The sequence below is a fragment of the Paeniglutamicibacter sp. MACA_103 genome, from assembly GCF_045798555.1.
In the GTDB taxonomy this organism is placed as follows: domain Bacteria; phylum Actinomycetota; class Actinomycetes; order Actinomycetales; family Micrococcaceae; genus Paeniglutamicibacter.
This window is the reverse complement of record NZ_JBIXLN010000001.1, coordinates 40686-59862: the sequence shown is the minus strand read 5'-3', so window position 1 is coordinate 59862 and position 19177 is coordinate 40686. Positions and strand designations below refer to the sequence as shown.

Annotated in this window: 14 protein-coding genes and 1 pseudogene; 8 read left to right on the top strand and 7 right to left on the bottom strand. The window is 66.7% G+C overall.

Features of this window, described 5'->3' with window-relative positions; genetic code table 11:
• Positions 1–117: 117 nt before the first annotated feature.
• On the bottom strand, positions 118–951 hold the full coding sequence (locus ACIPVK_RS00225; protein ID WP_407609978.1) for an SDR family oxidoreductase: 834 nt from the start codon (positions 949–951) through the stop codon (positions 118–120).
• The gene (locus ACIPVK_RS00220; RefSeq protein ID WP_407609977.1) at positions 948–2624 is read right to left on the bottom strand and encodes an FAD-binding oxidoreductase; all 1677 of its coding nucleotides are present in this window, start codon (positions 2622–2624) and stop codon (positions 948–950) included. The genes ACIPVK_RS00225 and ACIPVK_RS00220 overlap by 4 nt, the downstream gene beginning before the upstream one ends.
• Before the next feature lie 17 nt (positions 2625–2641).
• Here ACIPVK_RS00220 and ACIPVK_RS00215 point away from each other — a divergent pair, with 17 nt between their 5' ends.
• The 4 genes and pseudogenes from ACIPVK_RS00215 to ACIPVK_RS00200 all read left to right on the top strand — a co-directional run bounded on the left by ACIPVK_RS00215 (position 2642) and on the right by ACIPVK_RS00200 (position 7392).
• On the top strand, positions 2642–3256 hold the full coding sequence (locus ACIPVK_RS00215) for a TetR/AcrR family transcriptional regulator (RefSeq protein WP_407609976.1): 615 nt from the start codon (positions 2642–2644) through the stop codon (positions 3254–3256).
• Positions 3253–4821 carry an FAD-dependent oxidoreductase gene (locus ACIPVK_RS00210; protein ID WP_407609975.1) on the top strand — a complete coding sequence of 523 codons (1569 nt, stop codon included), beginning with the start codon at positions 3253–3255 and terminating at the stop codon, positions 4819–4821. The genes ACIPVK_RS00215 and ACIPVK_RS00210 overlap by 4 nt, the downstream gene beginning before the upstream one ends.
• Positions 4818–5678: pseudogene (locus tag ACIPVK_RS00205) on the top strand (diacylglycerol/lipid kinase family protein); the annotation flags it as partial. The gene ACIPVK_RS00210 and the pseudogene ACIPVK_RS00205, both read left to right, overlap by 4 nt.
• 388 nt (positions 5679–6066) lie before the next feature.
• Positions 6067–7392, top strand: a complete 1326-nt coding sequence (locus tag ACIPVK_RS00200; RefSeq protein ID WP_407609974.1) for a hypothetical protein — start codon at positions 6067–6069, stop codon at positions 7390–7392.
• A 44-nt stretch (positions 7393–7436) separates the two neighbouring features.
• Here ACIPVK_RS00200 and ACIPVK_RS00195 read toward each other — a convergent pair whose 3' ends face one another.
• Entirely contained in the window at positions 7437–8210 is a 774-nt protein-coding gene (locus ACIPVK_RS00195) for a CatB-related O-acetyltransferase (protein ID WP_407609973.1), read from the bottom strand.
• Positions 8211–8379: 169 nt separating this feature from the next.
• On the bottom strand, positions 8380–8991 hold the full coding sequence (locus ACIPVK_RS00190; RefSeq protein WP_407609972.1) for a cysteine hydrolase family protein: 612 nt from the start codon (positions 8989–8991) through the stop codon (positions 8380–8382).
• A 70-nt stretch (positions 8992–9061) separates the two neighbouring features.
• Here ACIPVK_RS00190 and ACIPVK_RS00185 point away from each other — a divergent pair, with 70 nt between their 5' ends.
• Entirely contained in the window at positions 9062–10021 is a 960-nt protein-coding gene (locus ACIPVK_RS00185; RefSeq protein WP_407609971.1) for a GlxA family transcriptional regulator, read from the top strand.
• Between the two features lie 97 nt (positions 10022–10118).
• Here the strand turns inward: ACIPVK_RS00185 and ACIPVK_RS00180 are convergent, their stop codons facing one another.
• Entirely contained in the window at positions 10119–10988 is an 870-nt protein-coding gene (locus tag ACIPVK_RS00180) for a VOC family protein (RefSeq protein WP_407609970.1), read from the bottom strand.
• A gap of 422 nt (positions 10989–11410) precedes the next feature.
• A complete protein-coding gene (locus tag ACIPVK_RS00175) occupies positions 11411–12910 on the bottom strand; it encodes a PucR family transcriptional regulator (protein ID WP_407609969.1) in 1500 nt (499 codons plus the stop codon).
• A gap of 210 nt (positions 12911–13120) precedes the next feature.
• Between ACIPVK_RS00175 and ACIPVK_RS00170 the strand changes: the two genes are divergently transcribed.
• A complete protein-coding gene (locus ACIPVK_RS00170; protein WP_407609968.1) occupies positions 13121–14518 on the top strand; it encodes an MFS transporter in 1398 nt (465 codons plus the stop codon).
• Entirely contained in the window at positions 14515–15513 is a 999-nt protein-coding gene (gene speB, locus ACIPVK_RS00165) for an agmatinase (protein ID WP_407609967.1), read from the top strand. Before ACIPVK_RS00170 ends, speB begins: the two co-directional genes overlap by 4 nt.
• 582 nt (positions 15514–16095) lie before the next feature.
• Here speB and ACIPVK_RS00160 read toward each other — a convergent pair.
• Positions 16096–16680: a hypothetical protein gene (locus ACIPVK_RS00160; protein WP_407609966.1), complete on the bottom strand. Its 585-nt coding sequence runs from the start codon at positions 16678–16680 to the stop codon at positions 16096–16098.
• A 922-nt stretch (positions 16681–17602) separates the two neighbouring features.
• On the opposite strand from ACIPVK_RS00160, the gene ACIPVK_RS00155 reads away from it, so the two are divergent.
• Positions 17603–19138 (top strand): FAD-dependent oxidoreductase, encoded by a 1536-nt coding sequence (locus ACIPVK_RS00155; protein WP_407609965.1) that lies wholly within the window; start codon positions 17603–17605, stop codon positions 19136–19138.
• Positions 19139–19177: the final 39 nt, after the last annotated feature.

Here is a 19177-nt window from a genome sequence, read left to right as displayed (position 1 = left end):
TCGCGCGCCCGCACGGAAACCCGGGCCCTGGCATCCGGTGCCCGAGCCGGTTTCCGTTCGATTCCGACGCTACCGCCGAATCACGGTCGCTGGCCAGAGGGGGGAAGGAGCCGCGGGCTATTTCCTTCCGGTGAAGTGCTCCATGGACTTGTACACGCCGAACACGCGCCCGGCGACAACATCCCAGGCGGCGATCGGCAGCACCCCGCGCAGGGCGGTGCTCAGCTTCACGGTCCAGGGCATCATCAGCATCGGGGTGCCTTCCTTCATGGCCCGCCAGACCCGCTCGGTCACCGGCCCGGGCTCCAGCAACGGGGTCAGCAGCGGCCGGCGGGCACCGGCGAACATGCCGGTCTTGATGTAGGAGGGGCAGAAGGTGGTCACCTTGATGTGCCGGTGCCCGGCCTGCACGAGTTCCAGGCGCAGCGAATCGCTCCAGCCGATCACCGCCCACTTGGAGGAGGAGTAGACGCTCATCCGCGGATTGGCCAGCAGTCCGGCGGCGGAGGCGACGTTCACGATCCGTGAGGTGCGCCCGCGGGCGATCATCTCGGGCAGGAACTCGCGGGTGATGTGCATCAGCGCCAGGGTGTTGATGTTCATGGTCGCGGCAATGTCGGAGCGCTGGTCGTGTTCCCAGAAGTACTTCCCGCGCACGATGCCGGCGTTGTTGATAAGAATGTCCGGTGCCCCGACCCCGGCGCGCACCTCCGCGGCGGCTTCCTCGATGGATTCGAGCCGGGACACATCCACCACCATGGTGTGGACCTGGGTGCCGGCCCCGCGCAGCTGCCCCGCGGTGTGCTCGAGCTCCTGCGCATTGATGTCCCAGAGGATCACGTGGCTGGCCCGGTCCTTGACGGCGAGCTGCGCATACATCTTGCCCATGCCCATGGCGGCCCCGGTGATGAGCACGGTCGATCCGGCCAACGTGTCGATGACGGGGTTCATGGTTTCTCCTTGATTGGCGTGGGGATGAGCTTTCCGGGATTCATGATGCCGGCGGGGTCCAGGGTCGCCTTGATCCCGGCCAGCACCTTGAGGCCGAGTTCCCCGATTTCGGCTTCCATGTACGGGGCGTGGTCGATGCCCACGGCGTGGTGGTGGGTGATGGTGGCCCCGGCCGCGACAATGGCCTCGGAGGCCGTCTTTTTCACGCGGGCGTTTTGCGCCAGCCCGTCGGGCTCGAGCCCGGCCAGGAAGGTGAAGTAGAGCGAGGCGCCGTCCGGGTAGACGTGGGAAACGTGGGTCTGGACATATCCGGTGCCGCCGTGTTCCTGCAGGGCACCCAGGATCGCCCCGCGCACGGCCCGGTAGGTGGATTCGAGCTTGGTCCAGGTGGCGGCGGTTTCCAGTGTTTCGACGTACACGCCGCGGGTGAGCAGCTCGTCGCGCAGGTAGGGCCCGGAAAAGCGCCCATGTTCCCAGGCGCGGGCCGGCAGCGGCCCGGCGGGGATGCCGCCGGCCGCACGCAGGATCCGTGCGCTGCGCCGCCTGCGGGCAATGGTCTCCGACTTGGGCCCCTCCCAGACGAACAGGCCCAGGGCGGGGGCCGGCTGTCCGCGCAGGCCCAGGTACCTTCCCAGGGCCGCGGTCTTGGCGCCGCCCAGCTTGAGCGTCGCCGCGGTCTCGTCGCCGTCGCTGAGCCGGCAGACATGGGGCATGTCCCCGCGGCGCCCCTCGTGGCGCAGCCGGCGCAGGGCCTCGGCGCCGGCGGCGAAGGACTCGAAGGACCAGGACCCGTGGGACTTGTGTTCGGGAACCGGTGCGATGCGCACCGTGGCGGAGGTGATGACCCCGAAGGTCCCCTCGGAGCCGAGGATCGCATCGAGCAGCCTGGGGCCGGCTGCGCTGCCCGGCGCCGGGGATCCGACGTCCATCGGTCCGGCCGGGGTTTCGAGGTGGGCGGCCTTGGCCAGATCGTCGGAGCGGCCGTACCCGGTGGACGCCTGCCCGGCCGAGCGGGTGGCCACATATCCCCCGAGGGTCGCCTGCTGGTGGCTTTGCGGGAAGTGGCCCAGGGTGAACCCGTGCGGTGCCAGGGCGGCCTCGATGGCGGGCCCCCGGATCCCGGCCTCGAAGGTGGCGGTGCGAGAAAGCGGATCGAGATGCAGCAGCCTGTCCATGCGCCGCAGGTCCAGGAAAACCACGGCCTCGAAGGCCCCGCGCAGCGGCTCGACTCCCCCGACCACCGAGGTCCCGCCGCCGAAGGTGATGACCGCGATCCCCCGGCGAGCGCATAGGTCAAGGAGCTTCCGGATGTCTTCGGCGCTGCCGGGGAAGAGCACCGCATCCGGGGCGCCGGCCGCGTCCCCGCCGCGGCGCCGCAGCAGATCGGGGGTGCTCTTGCCGCCGGCGTGCATGATGCGCTCGGTATTGTCGGTGGATACGTGTTCGGCCCCGCAGATCGAAGCCAGCTCCGCGAGCGCCTGCACCGACAGCACGGAAGGGCCGACCATGACCGCTGCGAGCTCCACGGGCGGGTGGGCCGCGTCCACGCTCGTTAGCCCCAAGGTGGTGCGCAGGTATTCCAGGGCACGGGCCGACAGGGGCCGGGCACGGGTCGGGTCTCCCCAGCCGTACCAAACCGAGCGGGGAATCTCCTCTGTTATCTGCGTCACCATGCGATACAGTGTGACACATGACGTCACAACGTACCAGTAGCCCCGGGGACGAGAAGCTCTTGGAAGCCACGCGGGAAGCGGTGGTCCTGCACGGGGTGCGCCGCACCACGGCAAACGACATCGCCGAGCGGGCCGGGGTCTCCCGCATGACGTTCTACCGGCGCATGGGCTCGGTGGAGAACGCGGTGCTGGCCACCCTGACCCGGGAGTTCCGCACGGGCGCGGCAGACGTCCGCTCCGCGGCCCCCGCGGGCACCGGGCGCGAGCAGCTGGTGCACTTCGCCATCGCCGCCGTGCGGGTCTTCGCCACCTCGGAGCTGTTGGGCTCGATCGCCGAGCGCGACCCCGAGTTCCTCATCCCCTATGTCACCGACAGGTTCGGCGCGAGCCAGCAGCTGATCCTGCACACGCTCGAGGCCCTGATCGAGGCCGGCCAGGCGGACGGCAGCCTCGAGGCGGGCCCGGCCACCGCCACCACGCTGCTGCTCACCCTGCAGGGGGTGGCGCTCTCGGCCCGGCTGCTGCGCAAGACCGGCGGGTTCGAGGATGCGCTGGCGGAGCTGGAAAAGATGCTTGAGCGACACCTGACCCCGCAAGCCACCGGTGCCGGCACCGGCCAGGACGCACCATGAGCCGGGGCGATCCGACCTGGATCAACGACTTCACCCGACTCCGCTCCCTGGAGCACCTGGCCACGCACGCCGTGGACGTGGCCGTGGTCGGCGGCGGCATCACCGGGGCCGGCGTGGCGCTGGATGCGGCAAGCCGAGGGTTCACGGTGGCGTTGCTGGAGTCCGACGACTTCGGCTCCGGTACCAGCGGATTCAGCTCCAAGCTCGTCCACGGGGGGCTTCGCTACCTGGCCAAGCGGGATCTCCCCGTTGCCTGGGAATCGGCGGTGGAACGGCGCCGGCTGATGCAGTTCATCGCCCCGCACCTGGTGCGCCCGCTGGGGTTCGTCATCCCGGACACCGCTGGGACCCGGCGCAGCGAAACCGCCGCGGCGTCCGTGGGCGTGGTGCTCTACGACCTGCTGCGCCGCGCCTCGGGCCTGCCCTCCTCCATCCTGCCGGGCCCGCAGCTGCTTTCCCGGCAGGCGGTCGCCGCCATGGTCCCGGCACTGGACACCGGATCGCTGCGCCGCGGGCTGCTCTACTGGGACGGGCAGGTCATCGACGACGCCCGGCTGGTGATGGGCGTGGTGCGCACCGCCGCGGGGCGCGGCGCCCACGTGGTGCGGGACTTCCGTGCCAGGGGCCTCACCTCTTCCTCCGTGCAGGGTACCGACACGCGCACCGGCGCCTCCCTGCGCGTGGATGCGGGGGTGGTCGTGAACGCCACCGGCGTGTGGGCGGCCGGGTTCGATGAGAGCCTGGAGCTGGTCCCGAGCCGCGGCACCCACCTGGTGGTGCGTGCCGAGCGCCTGGGCAACCCGCACGCCGCCCACACCGTGGCGGTGCCCGGACACTTCGGCCGCTACGTGTTCGTGCTGCCCCAGCCCACCGGGGTCGCGTACATCGGGCTGACCGACGAGGAGGACCGCGACGCCGACGGCCACCGGCCCGCGGTGCCGGAGGCGGACATCGACTTCCTGCTGGGAATCGTCAACCGGGTGCTGGAGGTGCCGCTGACCCGCGACGACGTCGTCGGGTCGTTTGCGGGCCTGCGCCCCCTGGTGAAATCGGCGCAGACAGACGGGCCGGACGGCACCGCTGACATCTCCCGCCGGCACCTGGTGCACGACATTCCGGGGGAACCGATCACCGTGGTGGGCGGAAAGCTGACCACCTACCGGGCCATGGCCCGCGACGCGGTGGATGCCGCCGCCGCGCGGCTCGGCTCCGATGCGCCCTGCCGCACCCAGAGGCTTCCGCTCGTGGGCGCCGCACCGCGCAGCACGCTGGCCCGAATCGACGCACCTCCACGCCTGGTGGCAGCGTACGGCACCGAGGCCACCGCGGTGCACCGGCTCGGGAGCAACAATCCCCTGCTGTCCGAACCGCTCTTTGCCGGGGCGGCCACCACCGGCGCGGAGCTGCTCTTCGGAATCCGCGCCGAGGGGGCGTCGAGCGTCGAGGACCTGCTCGAACGGCGGACGCGGCTGGCGCTGGTGCCCCAGGACGCGGAGAAGGCCCGCGGGCGCGCCGCGGAGATCCTGGCGCTCGCCGCCAAGACCACGCCGGGAAGCGGAACATGACCACCCCCTCGAACGGCCCGGCCCTGCTGCTGGTCAATCCGGCCTCGGGACGCGGCCGCGGGCTGAAGCGCTGGGAAGAAACCGCCGGCGCCCTGCACGCGGCAGGATTCACCCCCGCGGTGCGCATCACCGAGAGCCTGCACGAGGCCACCGAAAGGGCGCGCACCGCCGCCGCGGACTCGCTGGTCGCGGTGCTGGGCGGAGACGGGTTCCTGGGGGCCGCGGCCGCCGGCGCCAAGGACTCGGGCGCTGTCGTGCTGCCGCTGGCCGGGGGCAGGGGAAACGACACGGTCCGCAGGCTCGGCCTGGACCTGGACCCCGTCACGACAGTGAAGAACCTCCCACAGCTGATGGTGCGGGAGATGGACCTGGGCATGGTCAACGGCCGGGCCTACCTGGGGGTCGCCAACGTAGGCTTCGACGGCCTGGCCAACGAATACGGCAACGGAGCCCGGATCAACCTGGGGCCCTTCGTATATGTCTACGGCGGGCTGAAGGCCTTCATTCAATGGCGCAACGTCACCTTCACCCTGGAGGTGGACGGAACCCGCAGCACCATTCCCGGGTGGTTCGTCGCCGTGGGGAACATCGGCCAGTACGGCGGAGGGCTGCGCATCTGCCCGGAGGCGAAGGCCGACGACGGACTGCTGGATGTGGTGGCCCTGGGCCGGGCCTCGATCCTGGGGGTGGCGGCCACGTTCCTGCGCTCCTACCGGGGAACCCACCTGCGCCGACGCAACATCGCGTTCAGCCGCGGCAGCGAGATCACGATCAGCGCCAGCAAGCCGTTGAACATCTATGCCGACGGGGAAATGGTCGGCCCGCTGCCGGCCAGGATCACGATCGCACCGGCAGCCGTCAAGATGCTGGTGCCACGGGACTCACCGGTCTTTGGCTGAACGGACGACGGAAGCTTCTGCTGGCCTGAGCCTTATCTGGCCAGCAGTCTCGCAATTCATTCGATTCGGGGCGGGGCGGCGAAAATGTACGCGAGTTACCGATCTTTCCGGCGGGGAAAGAGCCCCGAATTCTCCCACGGCAGTCCCGACCAGCCGGCCGCGAGCGATTGGGTCGCCGCATTGTGGACAGACGGCCTGGTGGGCGGCCCGATTCCATCACCCCGGAGCGGTATGCCCTCCGTGCCCGGGGATTTCTTGTCCCGGGTTGTCGAGGTAGCATACGAACTGGATGTCCACATGGACTCCGCAGAATCAACGTCCAGCACGGAAACGGAAGGTGGCCGCGATGTCGCGCACGAAGGTTGAAAGCGTTGCCCAGTTGAATGAGGCCCTGGTCGCCGGTGCCACGGACATCGAGGTTGCCGGGACGATCTCCGGCATGCCCTCGCTGACCTTGCCGCCCGGTGTCGCCCTGCGCGGCGGGGAACTGGTCTTCGGAGCCAAGGGGCTGAGGCTGACCAGCGACAACACCATCGAGGACCTCACGGTGCGCACCTCCACCCACGAACTGGCGATCTACAACGACCCGACCGTGACCGACTTGGGCACGCTGCGCCTGCGCAATATCACCTGCCACGGGCAGGTCTACCTCAGCGCGGAGGGCAGCATCCGCGCCGGCCGCGTCGAGGCCGACGGAGTCCACGTGGCGGAGGCCGATACCCGGGGCCGAACCGCAAGGCCCGCCGGATTCGGTGTGGAGGCCATGCAGGGTGCCTTTACCCTGTGGAACCGCCAGCCAGATGCCACTGTGGTGCTGGGCGCCAGGCTGGAAAACATCTCTGCGGGTTCCGCCGGTTCCCCCGTGCGCGGCGGAGGCGTGTTTGTGGGCGGCCATGGCGATTCCGCGGGCAAGGGCGATGGCGGAACCGTCGAGCTGGAACTGCTTAGCACCGGGGATGTTTTTTCGGACGGCGGGATCGCACCGGGCACCCCGGATTTGATCTCGGGCGGCGTGTTCATCATCAGCGGCGCCCGGGCGGAACTGGTCCTGAACCTGGGCACCACCACCACGTACGGGCAAAACGACATGGTCCTGGACAACTGGGGCCAGGTCGAGGAATGGACGGCCAAGGCACCGGTCACCTCGCACGGGCCCAGCGGCATCGGATTCGTGAACTTCGGTGACATCGGCGTGCTGAAGGTGGAGGCGCCAATCAAAACCACCGGGCTCGGTGCGCGCGGGTTCAACGTCTACGACGGTTCCCTGAACGAGGCGACCTTCGAGTCCATCACCACCACGGGCGATGGATCGGTCGGAGTGCAGGTCAGCCGCGAGCTGCCGAAACTCACCATCAAGGGCAACCTGTCGACCTCCGGCGGCACCGGCGAATCGCTGGTCAAGGGGGTGCTGATGCCGTTGTCGGCGATCGCGCTGAGCGTGAAGCCCACCGGCCACATCGGGACCGTGAACGTGGGCGGGGACATCGTCACCACCGGCGACGGCGTGGCCACGGTGGATCTGGAGGGACCGGTGGACACGGTGTCGGTGGGCGGCAAGGTCGTTGCGCACGGCACAGGCGGCACCGCGGTGCGCACCGGCACCGGGAACGCGACGGATATCGGGGGCCTGGTCCTCGAAGCACCGAACGGCACGGTCCGGACGAGGCCGTAGGGAAGGGTCGGGTCTCTTGGCCGTCCCAGGCGCCGTTGCTGCCTTTAGGCCGCGACCTCAGCGGCGAGCTCGCGGCCGGTGAGCACCTCCGGCTCGTAGGGCTCGATGGCGCCGGCATCGATGAGGTTGTTGGCGCCGCGGGCGAACTCTCCCGGATCCCTGACATCGAGTTGGTTCAGGGCCGTGGGCGAGTAGTTCCACCAGGCGCTGCGCACCAGCTCGTTGACGGTGTCATCGTCGAAGCGCTGCCGGATAATCTTGGCCGGCACCCCGCCGACCACCGCGTAGGGCGGCACGTCGCGGGTGATGACCGCGTTCGAGGCCACCACGGCCCCGTCGCCGATGTGCACCCCGTGGCCCAGCGTGACGTTCTCGCCGATCCACACATCGTTGCCGATCGTCACGGGCTCCGGTGTGTAGTCAAACTTCCGGTAGGTGGGCGTCTCGCCCCGATCTCGTTCATAGGTTTCCATCATGAGCCGGCGGTTGTAGAAGACCGGGGACGTGGAGGCCCATTCGTGTGGGTGCATGGCGCCCATGACCTTCACGCCCTTGGCGATGGAGGTGTAGCGCCCCACCCGGGCGTTCAGCGGCAAGCGGGAATGGGTGTAGGAAAATGAACCCAAGCTGGCCAGGTGCCTGCCGCTGCCCGCCCAATAGGTGGCATAGGGTTCCAGGCGCAGCCCGGGCGAAAACTTGATCAGGCTTTCCTCGCCGTAGCTGGCCCCGGTCGTCTCGATGGTCTTGGCCCCGGGCCCCATCAGGAAGATTCGGGAGCGGACCAGGTGCGGGCGAAGTTCACTGAGGCGTAAATGCATCTTTCGACGCTAACGGGGAATCCCGCTGGTTGGGTTGGCGTTTGCTGGCAAAACCATGACCGGGGCATGGGCACCCCCGGTGACCCAGCGCCGGCAGTCGGTCGCCGGGCCGATCGCCACTCGGCGGGGAACGGCCCGTTGAACGCTCCATACTCCCGTGGGACCGGACCTACGCGGTGGAACGGGCGATCCCCAGCGACGCAAGAACGCTGGCAGTATCGGTGACCCGCGCGAAGCCATCCCCGTGAAGGTTCACGGCCGTTGCGGTCATCAGTTCCTCCGCGCTGAGCCGCAGGGGCGCTCCGCCCGCAAGTGACGGCCCCTCCAGGTCGAACGTTGCCGTCGCATCGAGGGGCACGATGACGTCGAAGCCCAGGTTTCCTCCCATCCGTGCCGTGGTTTCGACGCACAGGTTTGTCTGGATTCCCGCGACCACGATGGTCTCCAGGCCGTTCGCGCGAAGCCACTGACCCAGGTCGGGCGTGCCCAAAAAGGACGAGTTCACCGTCTTGGTGACCAGCTGGTCCTCGTGCAGCTCCCGGATACCGGGCATGAACCCGTTGCCGAAGGACCCGACCCTCAAGGTGGAGGATGGGTGGACACTGTCATGGCGGACTTTCACTATCGGCAGCCGGAGGCTGGTCCAGGCATTCCCGAGCTTCATGATGTTCGCATGGGCGTTGTCGAGATTGTGGGAGCGTCCCCAGCCGGGGTCGCGGAATCCCTGTTGGACATCGACGAGGACAAGAGCGGCCGTAGAGATCTCAAATGGTTCGGTCATGGATCAAGTCAATCGGATCGCCGGCACGGCAAACAGTGGCATAAATGCCATGTTCACATAGAATCCTGCCATGCGTAGATTCGGTGTGGACATCTTGGCGTACGACGGCATGCGCCTCTACGACTTTGCCATTGCCCGTGAGGTGTTCGGGGACCGTCCCGAAATGCTGTCCACGGGATTCGACGTGGTGGTTGTGGGCAGGACCGGAAGCATCACGACGGACGAAGGCCCGACTGTCGCCTGCATCAGGATGCGGGAGCACGCGCGCAAGCCGGACATCATTGTGGTGCCGGGCTCGGAACGGCGCATGGGGGAAATCGGCACGCAGGAAATCGACTGGCTCCGGGCCCACGCGGCCGATCCGGAAATCTTGGTGATCGGGTTGTGCACGGGCGCCTTCGTCCTGGCCGAGGCCGGCCTGCTCGACGGGAAGCACGCCACGACGCACTGGCGCTTTGCCGAGTTGCTGGCCTCGCGTTTCCCGGAAATCATCGGGGAAACCAATGGCCTCTACGCCCGGGACGGCAACATCTGGACGTCTGCCGGTGTAAGTGCCGGTGTCGATGCCCTGCTGGCTGCGGTGGAGTCGATCGCCGGGGCTGCCACGGCGGACATCATCGCCAGGTCCATGGTGACGCCCCCGCGCCGCCAGGGCAGCCAGGCGCAGTTCGCCCCGAATCCAACCAGATCCGTGGTCCACCCCTTTGCCTCCCTCGCCGTTGCGATACAGAACGATCCGGGCCGCGATTGGACCGTGGGGGAACTGGCACGGCACTCCAACATGTCCACCCGCACCTTTCACCGTCGATTCAAGGAAATCATGGGGGTGGCACCGGGCAAATGGGTCACCGGAATCAGGCTGCAGGAGGCCCGGTCCCTGTTGGAAACAACGACCCTCACCATCGAGCGCATTGCCCATCGAGCAGGATTCGGCAATGCCGACCACTTCCGCCAGCACTTCACGTCACGGTTCAGGCTGACGCCCAGCGCGTATCGGGCAACGATGGGCCACCAACCGCCGACACCGTAGCCGTCGGCATCGAGGGCATCCACGCAAACGGCGGGCCGGGGCAGCTGCGCAAAAATACGCTGCTTTCCCGGCCCGCCGTCAAGCTAGACGTTCGGTGTTAGCCCACCGCGACGCGCAGCTGGTTGCGCCACGGGTCCTCGAAGCGCAGTTCGGCCCCGGTGTGGTGGCTGGATATCCCGGCAACCTTGAGTCGCTCAGCCAGGGCACCGACCTCGTCCTGGTTCGGCACGGTGATGACGACCTCTCCCAGGCCCAGGGTGTCCTTGCGGGGACCGGCGCCGCGGGAGTTCCACACGTTCATGGCCATGTGGTGGTGGTAGCCGCCGGCCGAGACGAAGAGCGCCTGGCCATGGAAGCTGGTGGTCTTGGCGAAGCCCAGGGTGTCGACGTAAAACTTCTCGGCGGTGGCGACGTCGCCGACCTGCAGGTGCACGTGTCCGATGCCGGCGTTTGCCGCAGTCAATCCGGTGAGGGCAGCCTCGTTGACGTGCTTGTTGAGGTAGACGTTCGGGTCGAGGTAGATCGTGTCCATGGCCACGGTGTCGCCGTTCCAGGTCCAGGTGTCGCGCGGGCGGTCGAAGTAGAGCTCGATGCCGTTGCCCTCGGGGTCGTTGAAGTAGAAAGCCTCGGAGACCAGGTGGTCGGAGCTGCCGGTGAACAGCGAGCCGTCATACTGGGCGGCCGAGAGCACGGTGGCGGCCAGGTCGGACTGCGTGTCGAAGAGCAGAGCGGTGTGGAAGAGTCCGGCCTCGCCGCGGCTTGGCAGGTTCAGGCCCTTGCCGTCGGAGAGGTGGACAAGCTCGAGACCGCGACGCCCCAGGCCGGTGCCGGTCGCACTCTCGGAGAGGACCTCAAGGCCGAGGGCCTTTTGGTAGTAGTCGCTCATCTTCTTCATGTCCCCGACCTTGAGCATGACGGTGCCCATGGCCAGGTCTGCGGACAGTTGATCTTGGGTGGTGACGCCCATGGTGGTGACTCCTTGGAATGCGGCTGCGGATTGTTCTTGGTTCAAGTATTGCACGACTTACTTGAAGCTACAACTATTGAAGGTGTTCCGCTCGTCACCTTGAAGGTAGGCCGGAACCCAGCGTACAAAGGCACCCAGGAAATCCGTCCCGCGTGCTATCGGTCTCCACCTCGCATGAGCGGCCCGCAATCGTACTCATCTGCTTGGCGGGAAGTCCTCGCTCTTGGAACTCCGATGTTGGCAGCGGTATTTACGGAATTGCTGCCACCAAGACCTCGGCCGTGGGTCAATTTCGGTTTAGTCCAAACTGCCTCTTTAGAAGGGCACGCTCGTAGTGCACCCCGGCCTGGTCAATCTCTGCCGTCGACGCCCCGCCTGACGGCGGGAGCTATTCCACGGCTCAGACCGAAGTCGGAACCCGCTCACGGACGATCCGCAGACCCCATGGCCTCGTGGACCTGGAATGCCAGCCACAGCTGGGCGACCGATGAGGTTTCGGCCAGGTCCAGCCCGGTGAGTTCACAGATTTTGCGGATGCGGTAAATGATGGTTTGCCGGTGCACGAAGAGCAACGCAGCGACCTTCTGCGCCGAACGCTGGTTTTCCAGGTAGCTCCGCAGGGTGAGCATGAACTCGGTCCGGTTGGCCCTGTCGTGCTCGATCACCGGTCCAAGGAGCCGCTGCACCAGTGCCGCGCCGTCACGGTGCCCAGCCATCCCGAACCACGGGGCATCTTCGGAGTACCCGACCAGCCGCACGCCCTGGGCAATGGCCTGGCCCAAAGCCCACAGGGACTCGCGCAGCCCGCGCTGGATCTCATCAACACCGACCGGGGTGCTTAGCCCGATCGGCAGCTTGGCGTCGAAGATATGCGACAACAGCTGCTCCGGGCAATGTTCGGAGACGAGCAAATGAAGCTTCCCCTCCCCCATCACGCAGACACTGTTGACCCCGTGGCGCCATAGCGACCGGTGGACCTGTGGCAAACCCGCCTCGGCCTGGGCAGGGACGGAGACCAAGCGCATGTCGCCGGCCGGCAGCCCGAAATCTTCGAGGCGGCGGGCTGCCTCGGCTGCACCGACGCGGCCCGCAAAGGACTGCAACAGGAATTCCCCGCCCGAGCGGTAACGGCTTTCCATGGACAACGCCGAGCGCGAAAGCCCGAGCCCCAACACCGTGGCCGTGTGAAGCAAAACCACCCCGTCCGGCCGCGCCTGGCCCTCGGGCAACACAACGAGCAGCGCGTGGGGATGAGTGGGGATCTCCATGGCCAACATGGTGTCCCCGCCGTCGGAGCTCCAGAGGAAGTGCCGGGTCTCCGCGGTGGATTCGGAGCTAATCCGCCGCACCCGTTCCAACACGTCCGCGGGCAGGGAAGCATCGCCCGGCTGCCACGGATGCAGGCAGCGGTCATCCACCACGAAGAGCCGCGCGCGGATTTCCTCGCCGATCCCACTCAGCAGCTGGGACCAGGTCTCCCCCGGAGTGGTGGCCTTGCGCAACAGGTCGTAGATGCGTGCAGTCTGCTTGATCCGGCGCGATTCCTCGAGCAGGCTCGCCTCGGCAATCGACCGGGAAATTGCCATGAAGGGCAAGGGGTACGGAACGGAGACCAACGGCAGTGGAAGGTTGTCGCAGGCGGCAAGGAATTCGTCGGAGAAATCCGGGGAATGCATCTTTTCGCCCACTGCCAGCGCCACTGCACCGGCATCCACCAGGGACGCGGCCAGCTGGACCTGCGCGTCGGGTTCGGCGGGAATCGAGAGGCCGTTGGTCATCAGCAGGACGCCCGGCGAAACCCATTCCCAGAGATTCGGCAGGTCCGAGGTGTGCGACCACGTGATGGCATGCCCCAGCCCCCGGCCCCCGGCCACCAATTGGAGACCCAGCTGCGGCTCGTCCAACAGCTCCTTGACACTCATGGCCATCGCGCGTTCCCTTCATCTGCCTTCCAAGCCCCCAACGGTTTCGGCGGGCCCACCCAATCAAACGCTGTCGTTCAAACAAATGTCTAGTGTGTGTCTGCAATAGTTGACACTTGTCGATTGTCGAAGTGACTCCGCTCACGAATGATTGAATTACATCAAAAGCCAGCCCGGATTTCCCGGCACCCAGAGAGAAAAGAGCCCGCAATGAGCACCTCCGTTCGCCTCATTGACGATGCGCCATTAACCCGGTTCCACAAAAAGCTGACCATCTTTTCCTCAGGCGGCCCCTTCATTGACGGCTACGCGCTGTCCATCATTGGCATCGCCCTGATCACCATGACGCCGGCCCTGGACCTGGGACCGAAGGAAATCGGCATGGTTGGCGCAGCCAGCCTGGTCGGCATCTTCTTTGGCGGCGGTGTCTTCGGCTGGGTGACCGACAAGGTCGGCCGCCACACCATGTACATCCTGGACTTGATCGCCCTGGCGGTCTTTTCCATCCTCAGTGCCTTTTCCACCGACATCTGGCAGCTGGTCCTCTGGCGCTTCCTGCTGGGCGTTGCAATCGGTGCCGACTACCCGATCGCAACCTCGCTCCTGGCCGAGTTCCTCCCCCGCAAGCACCGCGGCCGCCTGCTCGGAGCCACCTTCGTGGTCTGGGCCGTGGGTGCGGCGGCGGCCTTTGCCGTCGGATTCGCCATGCGCGGCGTGGGGCCGGACGCCTGGCGCTGGATGCTCGCCAGCCCGGCCATCTTTGCCATCATCACCCTGCTCTTCCGCCTGGGCACCCCGGAGTCCCCACGCTGGCTGCTTTCCCGCGGCCGGGTCGACGAGGCACGCACCGTGATCAAGAAGGTCTACGGCAACGACTACGACATTGATTCCCTGGGCGAGGACGAGGACAGCGGCAAGCGCGCAGCGACCTTCACCGACATCTTCAACAAGAAGTTCTGGCGGCGCACGCTCTTTGTCTCCATCTTCTGGACCGCCCAGGTGATCCCGCTCTTCGCCGTCTACACCTTCGCCCCCGAACTTCTCTCCTCCTTCGGAATGGACGGGGACGCCAACCTCTACGGCGGCTCCCTGCTGATCTCGCTGCTCTTTGTGGTCGGCGGCATCCCGGGCCTGTGGCTGGTCGAGCGCATCGGTCGGCGCAAGCTGTTGCTGTGGACCTTCGGCATCATCGTCGTGGCCCTGGCCGCCCCCGCCTTCATCCCGGGCGTCGGCCCCAAGAGCCTGTTCACGGCCCTGGCCATCTTCGCCCTGGCCTCCGGCGCCTCCAGCTTCCTGGAGGTCGTCTACCCCAACGAGCTGTTCCCCACCGAGATCCGCGCCACCGCCGTCGGCTTCGGCACCGCGATCAGCCGGGTCGGCTCGGCGGCCAGCACCTACCTCATGCCGGTGGCCATCATCAGCTTCGGCGCTTCCGGTGCCCTGCTGATCGGTGCCGGGATCTCCCTGGTCGGGCTGGTTGCGACCTTCATCCTGGCCCCCGAGACCGCCAACCGTTCGCTGGCCGAGATCTCCGGGGACGACAACAAGAAGCACACCAAGACCAACCGCACTACCGAAGAAATCACCGTCAAAGGAACCCACGTATGAGCAAGCACCAGCCCATTGGCCCCGTTGAAGCCACGAAGGTCCCCCGCTTTGCCGGGCTCGGCACTTTCGCCCGCCTCCCGCAGATCGATGCCGTCCCCGACTACGACATCGCGGTGCTCGGCGTCCCCTTCGACGGCGGCACGTCCTTCCGCCCCGGTGCCCGCTTCGGCCCGGCGGCGGTCCGCGAGGCCTCCCGCCTGCTGCGCCCCGGCTACCACGTCGAGCTCGACGTCACTCCCGTTGAGGCCGTCCAGGTGGTCGACGCCGGCGACGTGGCCTGCACCCCGTACGACATCACCAAGGCCGTGGACCAGATCGAGGAGCAGGCGCTGCCGCTGCTGGCCAAGGACAAGCGCGTCATCGCCATCGGCGGTGACCACACCATTGCCCTGCCGATGCTGCGGGCGGTCAACAAGGTCCACGGGCCGGTGGCGCTATTGCACTTCGACGCGCACCTGGACACCTGGGACACCTACTTCGACGAGCCGATCACCCACGGGACCATGTTCCGCAGGGCCTTCGAGGAGGGCCTGCTGATCGAGGACAAGTCCATGCACGTGGGCATCCGCGGCCCGGTGTACGACCAGGACGACTTCCTGCGCGACCACGAGTTCGGCTTCCAGATCATCCGCTCCACGGACATCGACGAGATCGGCGTCCAGGCGGCGATCGCGAAGGTGCGCGAACGCCTGGGCGACACCCCGGTCTACCTGTCGGTGGACATCGATGTGCTGGATCCGGCCTTCGCACCGGGCACCGGCACCCCTGAAATGGGTGGCCTGCATTCCCGCGAACTGCTGCGCCTCCTACGCGGGCTCAACGGCATCAACATCGTCGGAGCCGACGTGGTGGAGGTGGCCCCGGCCTACGACCACGCCGACATCACTTCCCTGGCCGCGGCCACCGTGGTCTTCGACATGATGGGACTGATGGTCAACTCGGGAAACCTGCGCTCCACCGAGGGTCGGCCCGTCCTCGAGGGCGCGGCCGTCTAGATCAGCGAACGCGTTACACCACCGCCGCGCATTGCCCGGGCAACGATTCCTTCGTTGCCCGGGCAATGCGCTTTTCTGCGCGATACCGAACAGCGGATCAAGGGAACAACCACCGGCAAAGCTCGGGAGCAGTGCCACCGCCCGCGCACGCCCTCCAATCGCGGGACCACGAGGGTCATGAAGGCACTGGTTCAAGCAAAGTCACTCTGGCGGCAAGGTGCTTGGTGCCGTTGGAATGGTCCGTCGATTGCAGCCCGGGCGAAAGCGACGCAATACCGGAAGCCAAGAGGTCAATGAGGTCTACAAGTCCTAGCCGGGGACTTCCAAGTATCGGTCGGAAGAATCTTCCCACCTCCATTAAGCAGGCCATCCCGGTTTCCGGCACCCCTGCCGCTGGCACCGCTCTCCGGATGGCCCGACCCAAGGTCAACACCGAATGATGCGAGTACCCGGAGACGAAAATGGGCGCGGATCCCGATATGGAATCCGCACCCATTTGCTTTCATTTGCTACGACTGTCACCGCTCGCTCAAACGGACCGCGCTTCAACCACTTGGTAGAAGCCGCCGCTTGGCATGGTTTCTAGCGATCGTCGCTACCGAAGCCACCCTGCTGGGATTCTCCGCCAAACTCTGACTGCTCGTCGCTGCCACCGGAGTTGCCGTACTGGCCCGACTCGGTCTCATCGGAGTTCTGGTCGCTGCCAAAGCCGCCCGACTGCTCGTCGCTGCCACCGGAGTTGCCGTACTGACCCTCCGAGGAATCGCTCGAGCCCTGGTCGCTGCCGAAGCCGCCCGACTGCTCGTCGCTGCCACTGGAGCTGCCGTACTGGCCCTCGGAAGAACCGCTCGAACCCTGGTCACTGCCGTACTGGCCCTCGGAAGAACCGCTCGAACCCTGGTCACTGCCGTACTGGCCCTCGGAAGAACCGCTCGAACCCTGGTCACTGCCGTACTGGCCCTCGGAAGAACCGCTCGAGCCCTGGTCACTGCCAAAGCCACCGGACTGCTCATCGCTGCCACCGGAGTTGCCGTACTGGCCTTCCGAAGAATCACCGGAGCTCTGGTCGTTGCCGAAGTTGCCTGAATTGGCTTCCCCGCCCGTCAGGTTCTGCTCCTCGTTTTCGTTTTGGTTTCCGAACTGTTCGGAGTTGTATTCATCTGACATGATTCTTCTCCTTTGGATCTTCGACCCCTGTTCTAGCGGGATGACAAGACCCAATGTAACGACCCAGTAACGCCGCCGCAAGCCTTTTCTAACGCCACGCCGTAAGTTCCTCGATTTATGTAATACCGCGCATCGTGTGTGATGAGGGGCGGAATCCAATGGTATTCCGAACCGTGTCATGAGAAACGCAGGCGTCCACTTAGGGTCTCTTGGCTCTCTTTCGCGCCGAATGCGAGAGACGACCGGCACTCGATGCAATATCCTTCCAGCCATGGAAGGAGGCCACTAAGGTCGATCGACAAGGCCCAGTCGGGCAACTGTCGCAGGATGGTTCGTGGAGATTGTGACCTGATTTTACGGAGGCTGCCGGCAGACGCCCGAGGTTCCATGAACGCCGACCTATTTACCCATGGTTCACATGAATCCAGCGCATCCCGCAGAGGACGCTACTCGTGCCATTTTTTGACAAGATTTTCTCTACCTATTGGCGGGGATTGAGCCATGGCGGCACACGGCTCGATCCTCTCTAATGGCCGGTGCGGCATCGAGTATTCGCTCTTGGCCATCATCACTGTTGTGCTGCTAGGCATACACCACTTGATCCGTTGGGTCACCCCCATAAAGGTCGTCACTTCGGGAGGGACTGGCGCCTATGCTTCGCCTCTTCCTGGGCCGTATTCCTGGACAATTGGGTCTATCAGGCCTCCGGTTTCGGTAGTCCTGCCTCCGGTCGAACGATCCGCAGGTCCGCGGAAGATCCGATCGGTAGCGGCATCGGTGCACGTTGTGCTGCTTGCAGCGGCCCAATGACGGTATCGCGACCGTTTCCATGCCGGCAAGGGTCCCGTAGACTCGGCGGCGAACGGCGCCCCCATGAAGCGGCCAACCAAAGGGCCGACCAGCAAACTCCAAGGAGCAAGTCATGGATTCGATGTGGTTGGACCCCCGGCCAGCGATCGAAACCGATCCATTTGTCGCGGGCGGTCACTTCGACGTCGTGGTGGCGGGTGCCGGCCTGACGGGATTGGTCAGCGCCCTGCTGCTGAGTCGTGCCGGCCTGCGCGTCGCGGTGCTCGAATCGCGGTTCATCGGTGCCGGGACCACCGGGCACACCACCGCAAAGCTCAGCCTCCTGCAGGGCACCACCCTGCAGGAGATCCGCAAGAACTTTCCAGCCGAGGTCGCCCACGCCTACGTGCAGGGGAACCTGGAAGGCCAGTCATGGCTGCGGGACTACATGGACGAAAACAAGGTCCATCACGAAACCAAGGACGCCTTCACCTATTCCCTGGGCGCCGCAGGCCTCAAGGCGCTCGAAGCGGAGGCGGAGGCAAGCCGCGAGACGGGCCTTGACGTGCGCATGCTCGAGGATCCGGACATCGGACTGCCGTACCCCATCGCCGGCGCGCTCAGCCTTGCCGACCAGAGCCAGTTCGATCCCGTTCACGTGTTGGCAGCGCTCTGCACCGACCTGCGCAACCGCGGCGTCAAGGTGTACGAGGATTCACGCCTGACGGGGTCGACCCATTCGGCGCCGCTGGAGATCACCACGACCCGGGGAACGCTGGGCGCCGACCAGCTGGTCCTGGCCACCGGGACCCCGGTGCTGGACCGCGGCGGGTACTTTGCCAAGCTGGAGCCCTCGCGGTCCTACCTGGCGGCCTACACGCTGGCCCCGGATGCCGCGCCCCTGCCGCAGGGAATGTACCTTTCGATCGACGCTCCCGCCCGTTCCCTGCGCACGGCAACCCACCGGGGAAACCCGGTCCTGCTGGTCGGCGGCAACGGCCACCGGGTCGGAGCGGGGCACCCGCGCGAAGCCGCCCGGGAACTGGACCGTTGGGCCAGGGAGCACTTTGGCCTGGCCGAGCGCACGCATGCCTGGTCGGCCCAGGACTACCGTTCGGTCAATGCGGTGCCGTTCGTGGGTCGGATGCCCCGCGGCGGGGGCCGGATCCATGTCGCCACCGGCTACAACAAATGGGGAATGGCCAACGCGGTGGCCGCCGCCCTGCGCCTGTCCGCCTCGATCCTGGGCGGCGAGACTCCGTGGGGCGCGGTGCTTGGCCACCGGACCTCCGGCGCCGCGGCACTGGCCGAGACCGGGAAGTTCAACGTCCACGTGGCCAAGGACCTGGTGACCGGCTGGGCACACGCCCTGCGGGACACCGAGCCGGCGACGGAACCCGAGGACACCGGGCACCCGGGCCCGGCCGCAGGCGAACCCGAGGGCAGGGTGGTCCACGAGGGCATGCACCCCGTGGCCGTCTCAACCGTGAACGGGCGCACCTGCCGCGTATCGGCGGTGTGCACCCACCTGGGCGGCATCCTCACCTGGAACGACGAGGAACGATCCTGGGACTGCCCGCTGCACGGCTCGCGCTTCACGCCCGCCGGCACCGTGATCGAGGGCCCGGCGACCAGCGACCTGAAGCCGGCTGACCACCACGAGGCGTGATCCCGGGGCCCTGCGCATCCTCTGGCCAGCGGCCGCTCG

Bases quoted from the DNA above. Each gene is read 5' to 3' on its own strand.
- ACIPVK_RS00225 (WP_407609978.1), bottom strand. From the start codon at position 951: ATGAACCCCGTCATCGACACGTTGGCCGGATCGACCGTGCTCATCACC.
- ACIPVK_RS00220 (WP_407609977.1), bottom strand. From the start codon at position 2,624: ATGGTGACGCAGATAACAGAGGAGATTCCCCGCTCGGTTTGGTACGGC.
- ACIPVK_RS00215 (WP_407609976.1), top strand. From the start codon at position 2,642: ATGACGTCACAACGTACCAGTAGCCCCGGGGACGAGAAGCTCTTGGAA.
- ACIPVK_RS00210 (WP_407609975.1), top strand. From the start codon at position 3,253: ATGAGCCGGGGCGATCCGACCTGGATCAACGACTTCACCCGACTCCGC.
- ACIPVK_RS00200 (WP_407609974.1), top strand. From the start codon at position 6,067: ATGTCGCGCACGAAGGTTGAAAGCGTTGCCCAGTTGAATGAGGCCCTG.
- ACIPVK_RS00195 (WP_407609973.1), bottom strand. From the start codon at position 8,210: ATGCATTTACGCCTCAGTGAACTTCGCCCGCACCTGGTCCGCTCCCGA.
- ACIPVK_RS00190 (WP_407609972.1), bottom strand. From the start codon at position 8,991: ATGACCGAACCATTTGAGATCTCTACGGCCGCTCTTGTCCTCGTCGAT.
- ACIPVK_RS00185 (WP_407609971.1), top strand. From the start codon at position 9,062: ATGCGTAGATTCGGTGTGGACATCTTGGCGTACGACGGCATGCGCCTC.
- ACIPVK_RS00180 (WP_407609970.1), bottom strand. From the start codon at position 10,988: ATGGGCGTCACCACCCAAGATCAACTGTCCGCAGACCTGGCCATGGGC.
- ACIPVK_RS00175 (WP_407609969.1), bottom strand. From the start codon at position 12,910: ATGAGTGTCAAGGAGCTGTTGGACGAGCCGCAGCTGGGTCTCCAATTG.
- ACIPVK_RS00170 (WP_407609968.1), top strand. From the start codon at position 13,121: ATGAGCACCTCCGTTCGCCTCATTGACGATGCGCCATTAACCCGGTTC.
- speB (WP_407609967.1), top strand. From the start codon at position 14,515: ATGAGCAAGCACCAGCCCATTGGCCCCGTTGAAGCCACGAAGGTCCCC.
- ACIPVK_RS00160 (WP_407609966.1), bottom strand. From the start codon at position 16,680: ATGTCAGATGAATACAACTCCGAACAGTTCGGAAACCAAAACGAAAAC.
- ACIPVK_RS00155 (WP_407609965.1), top strand. From the start codon at position 17,603: ATGGATTCGATGTGGTTGGACCCCCGGCCAGCGATCGAAACCGATCCA.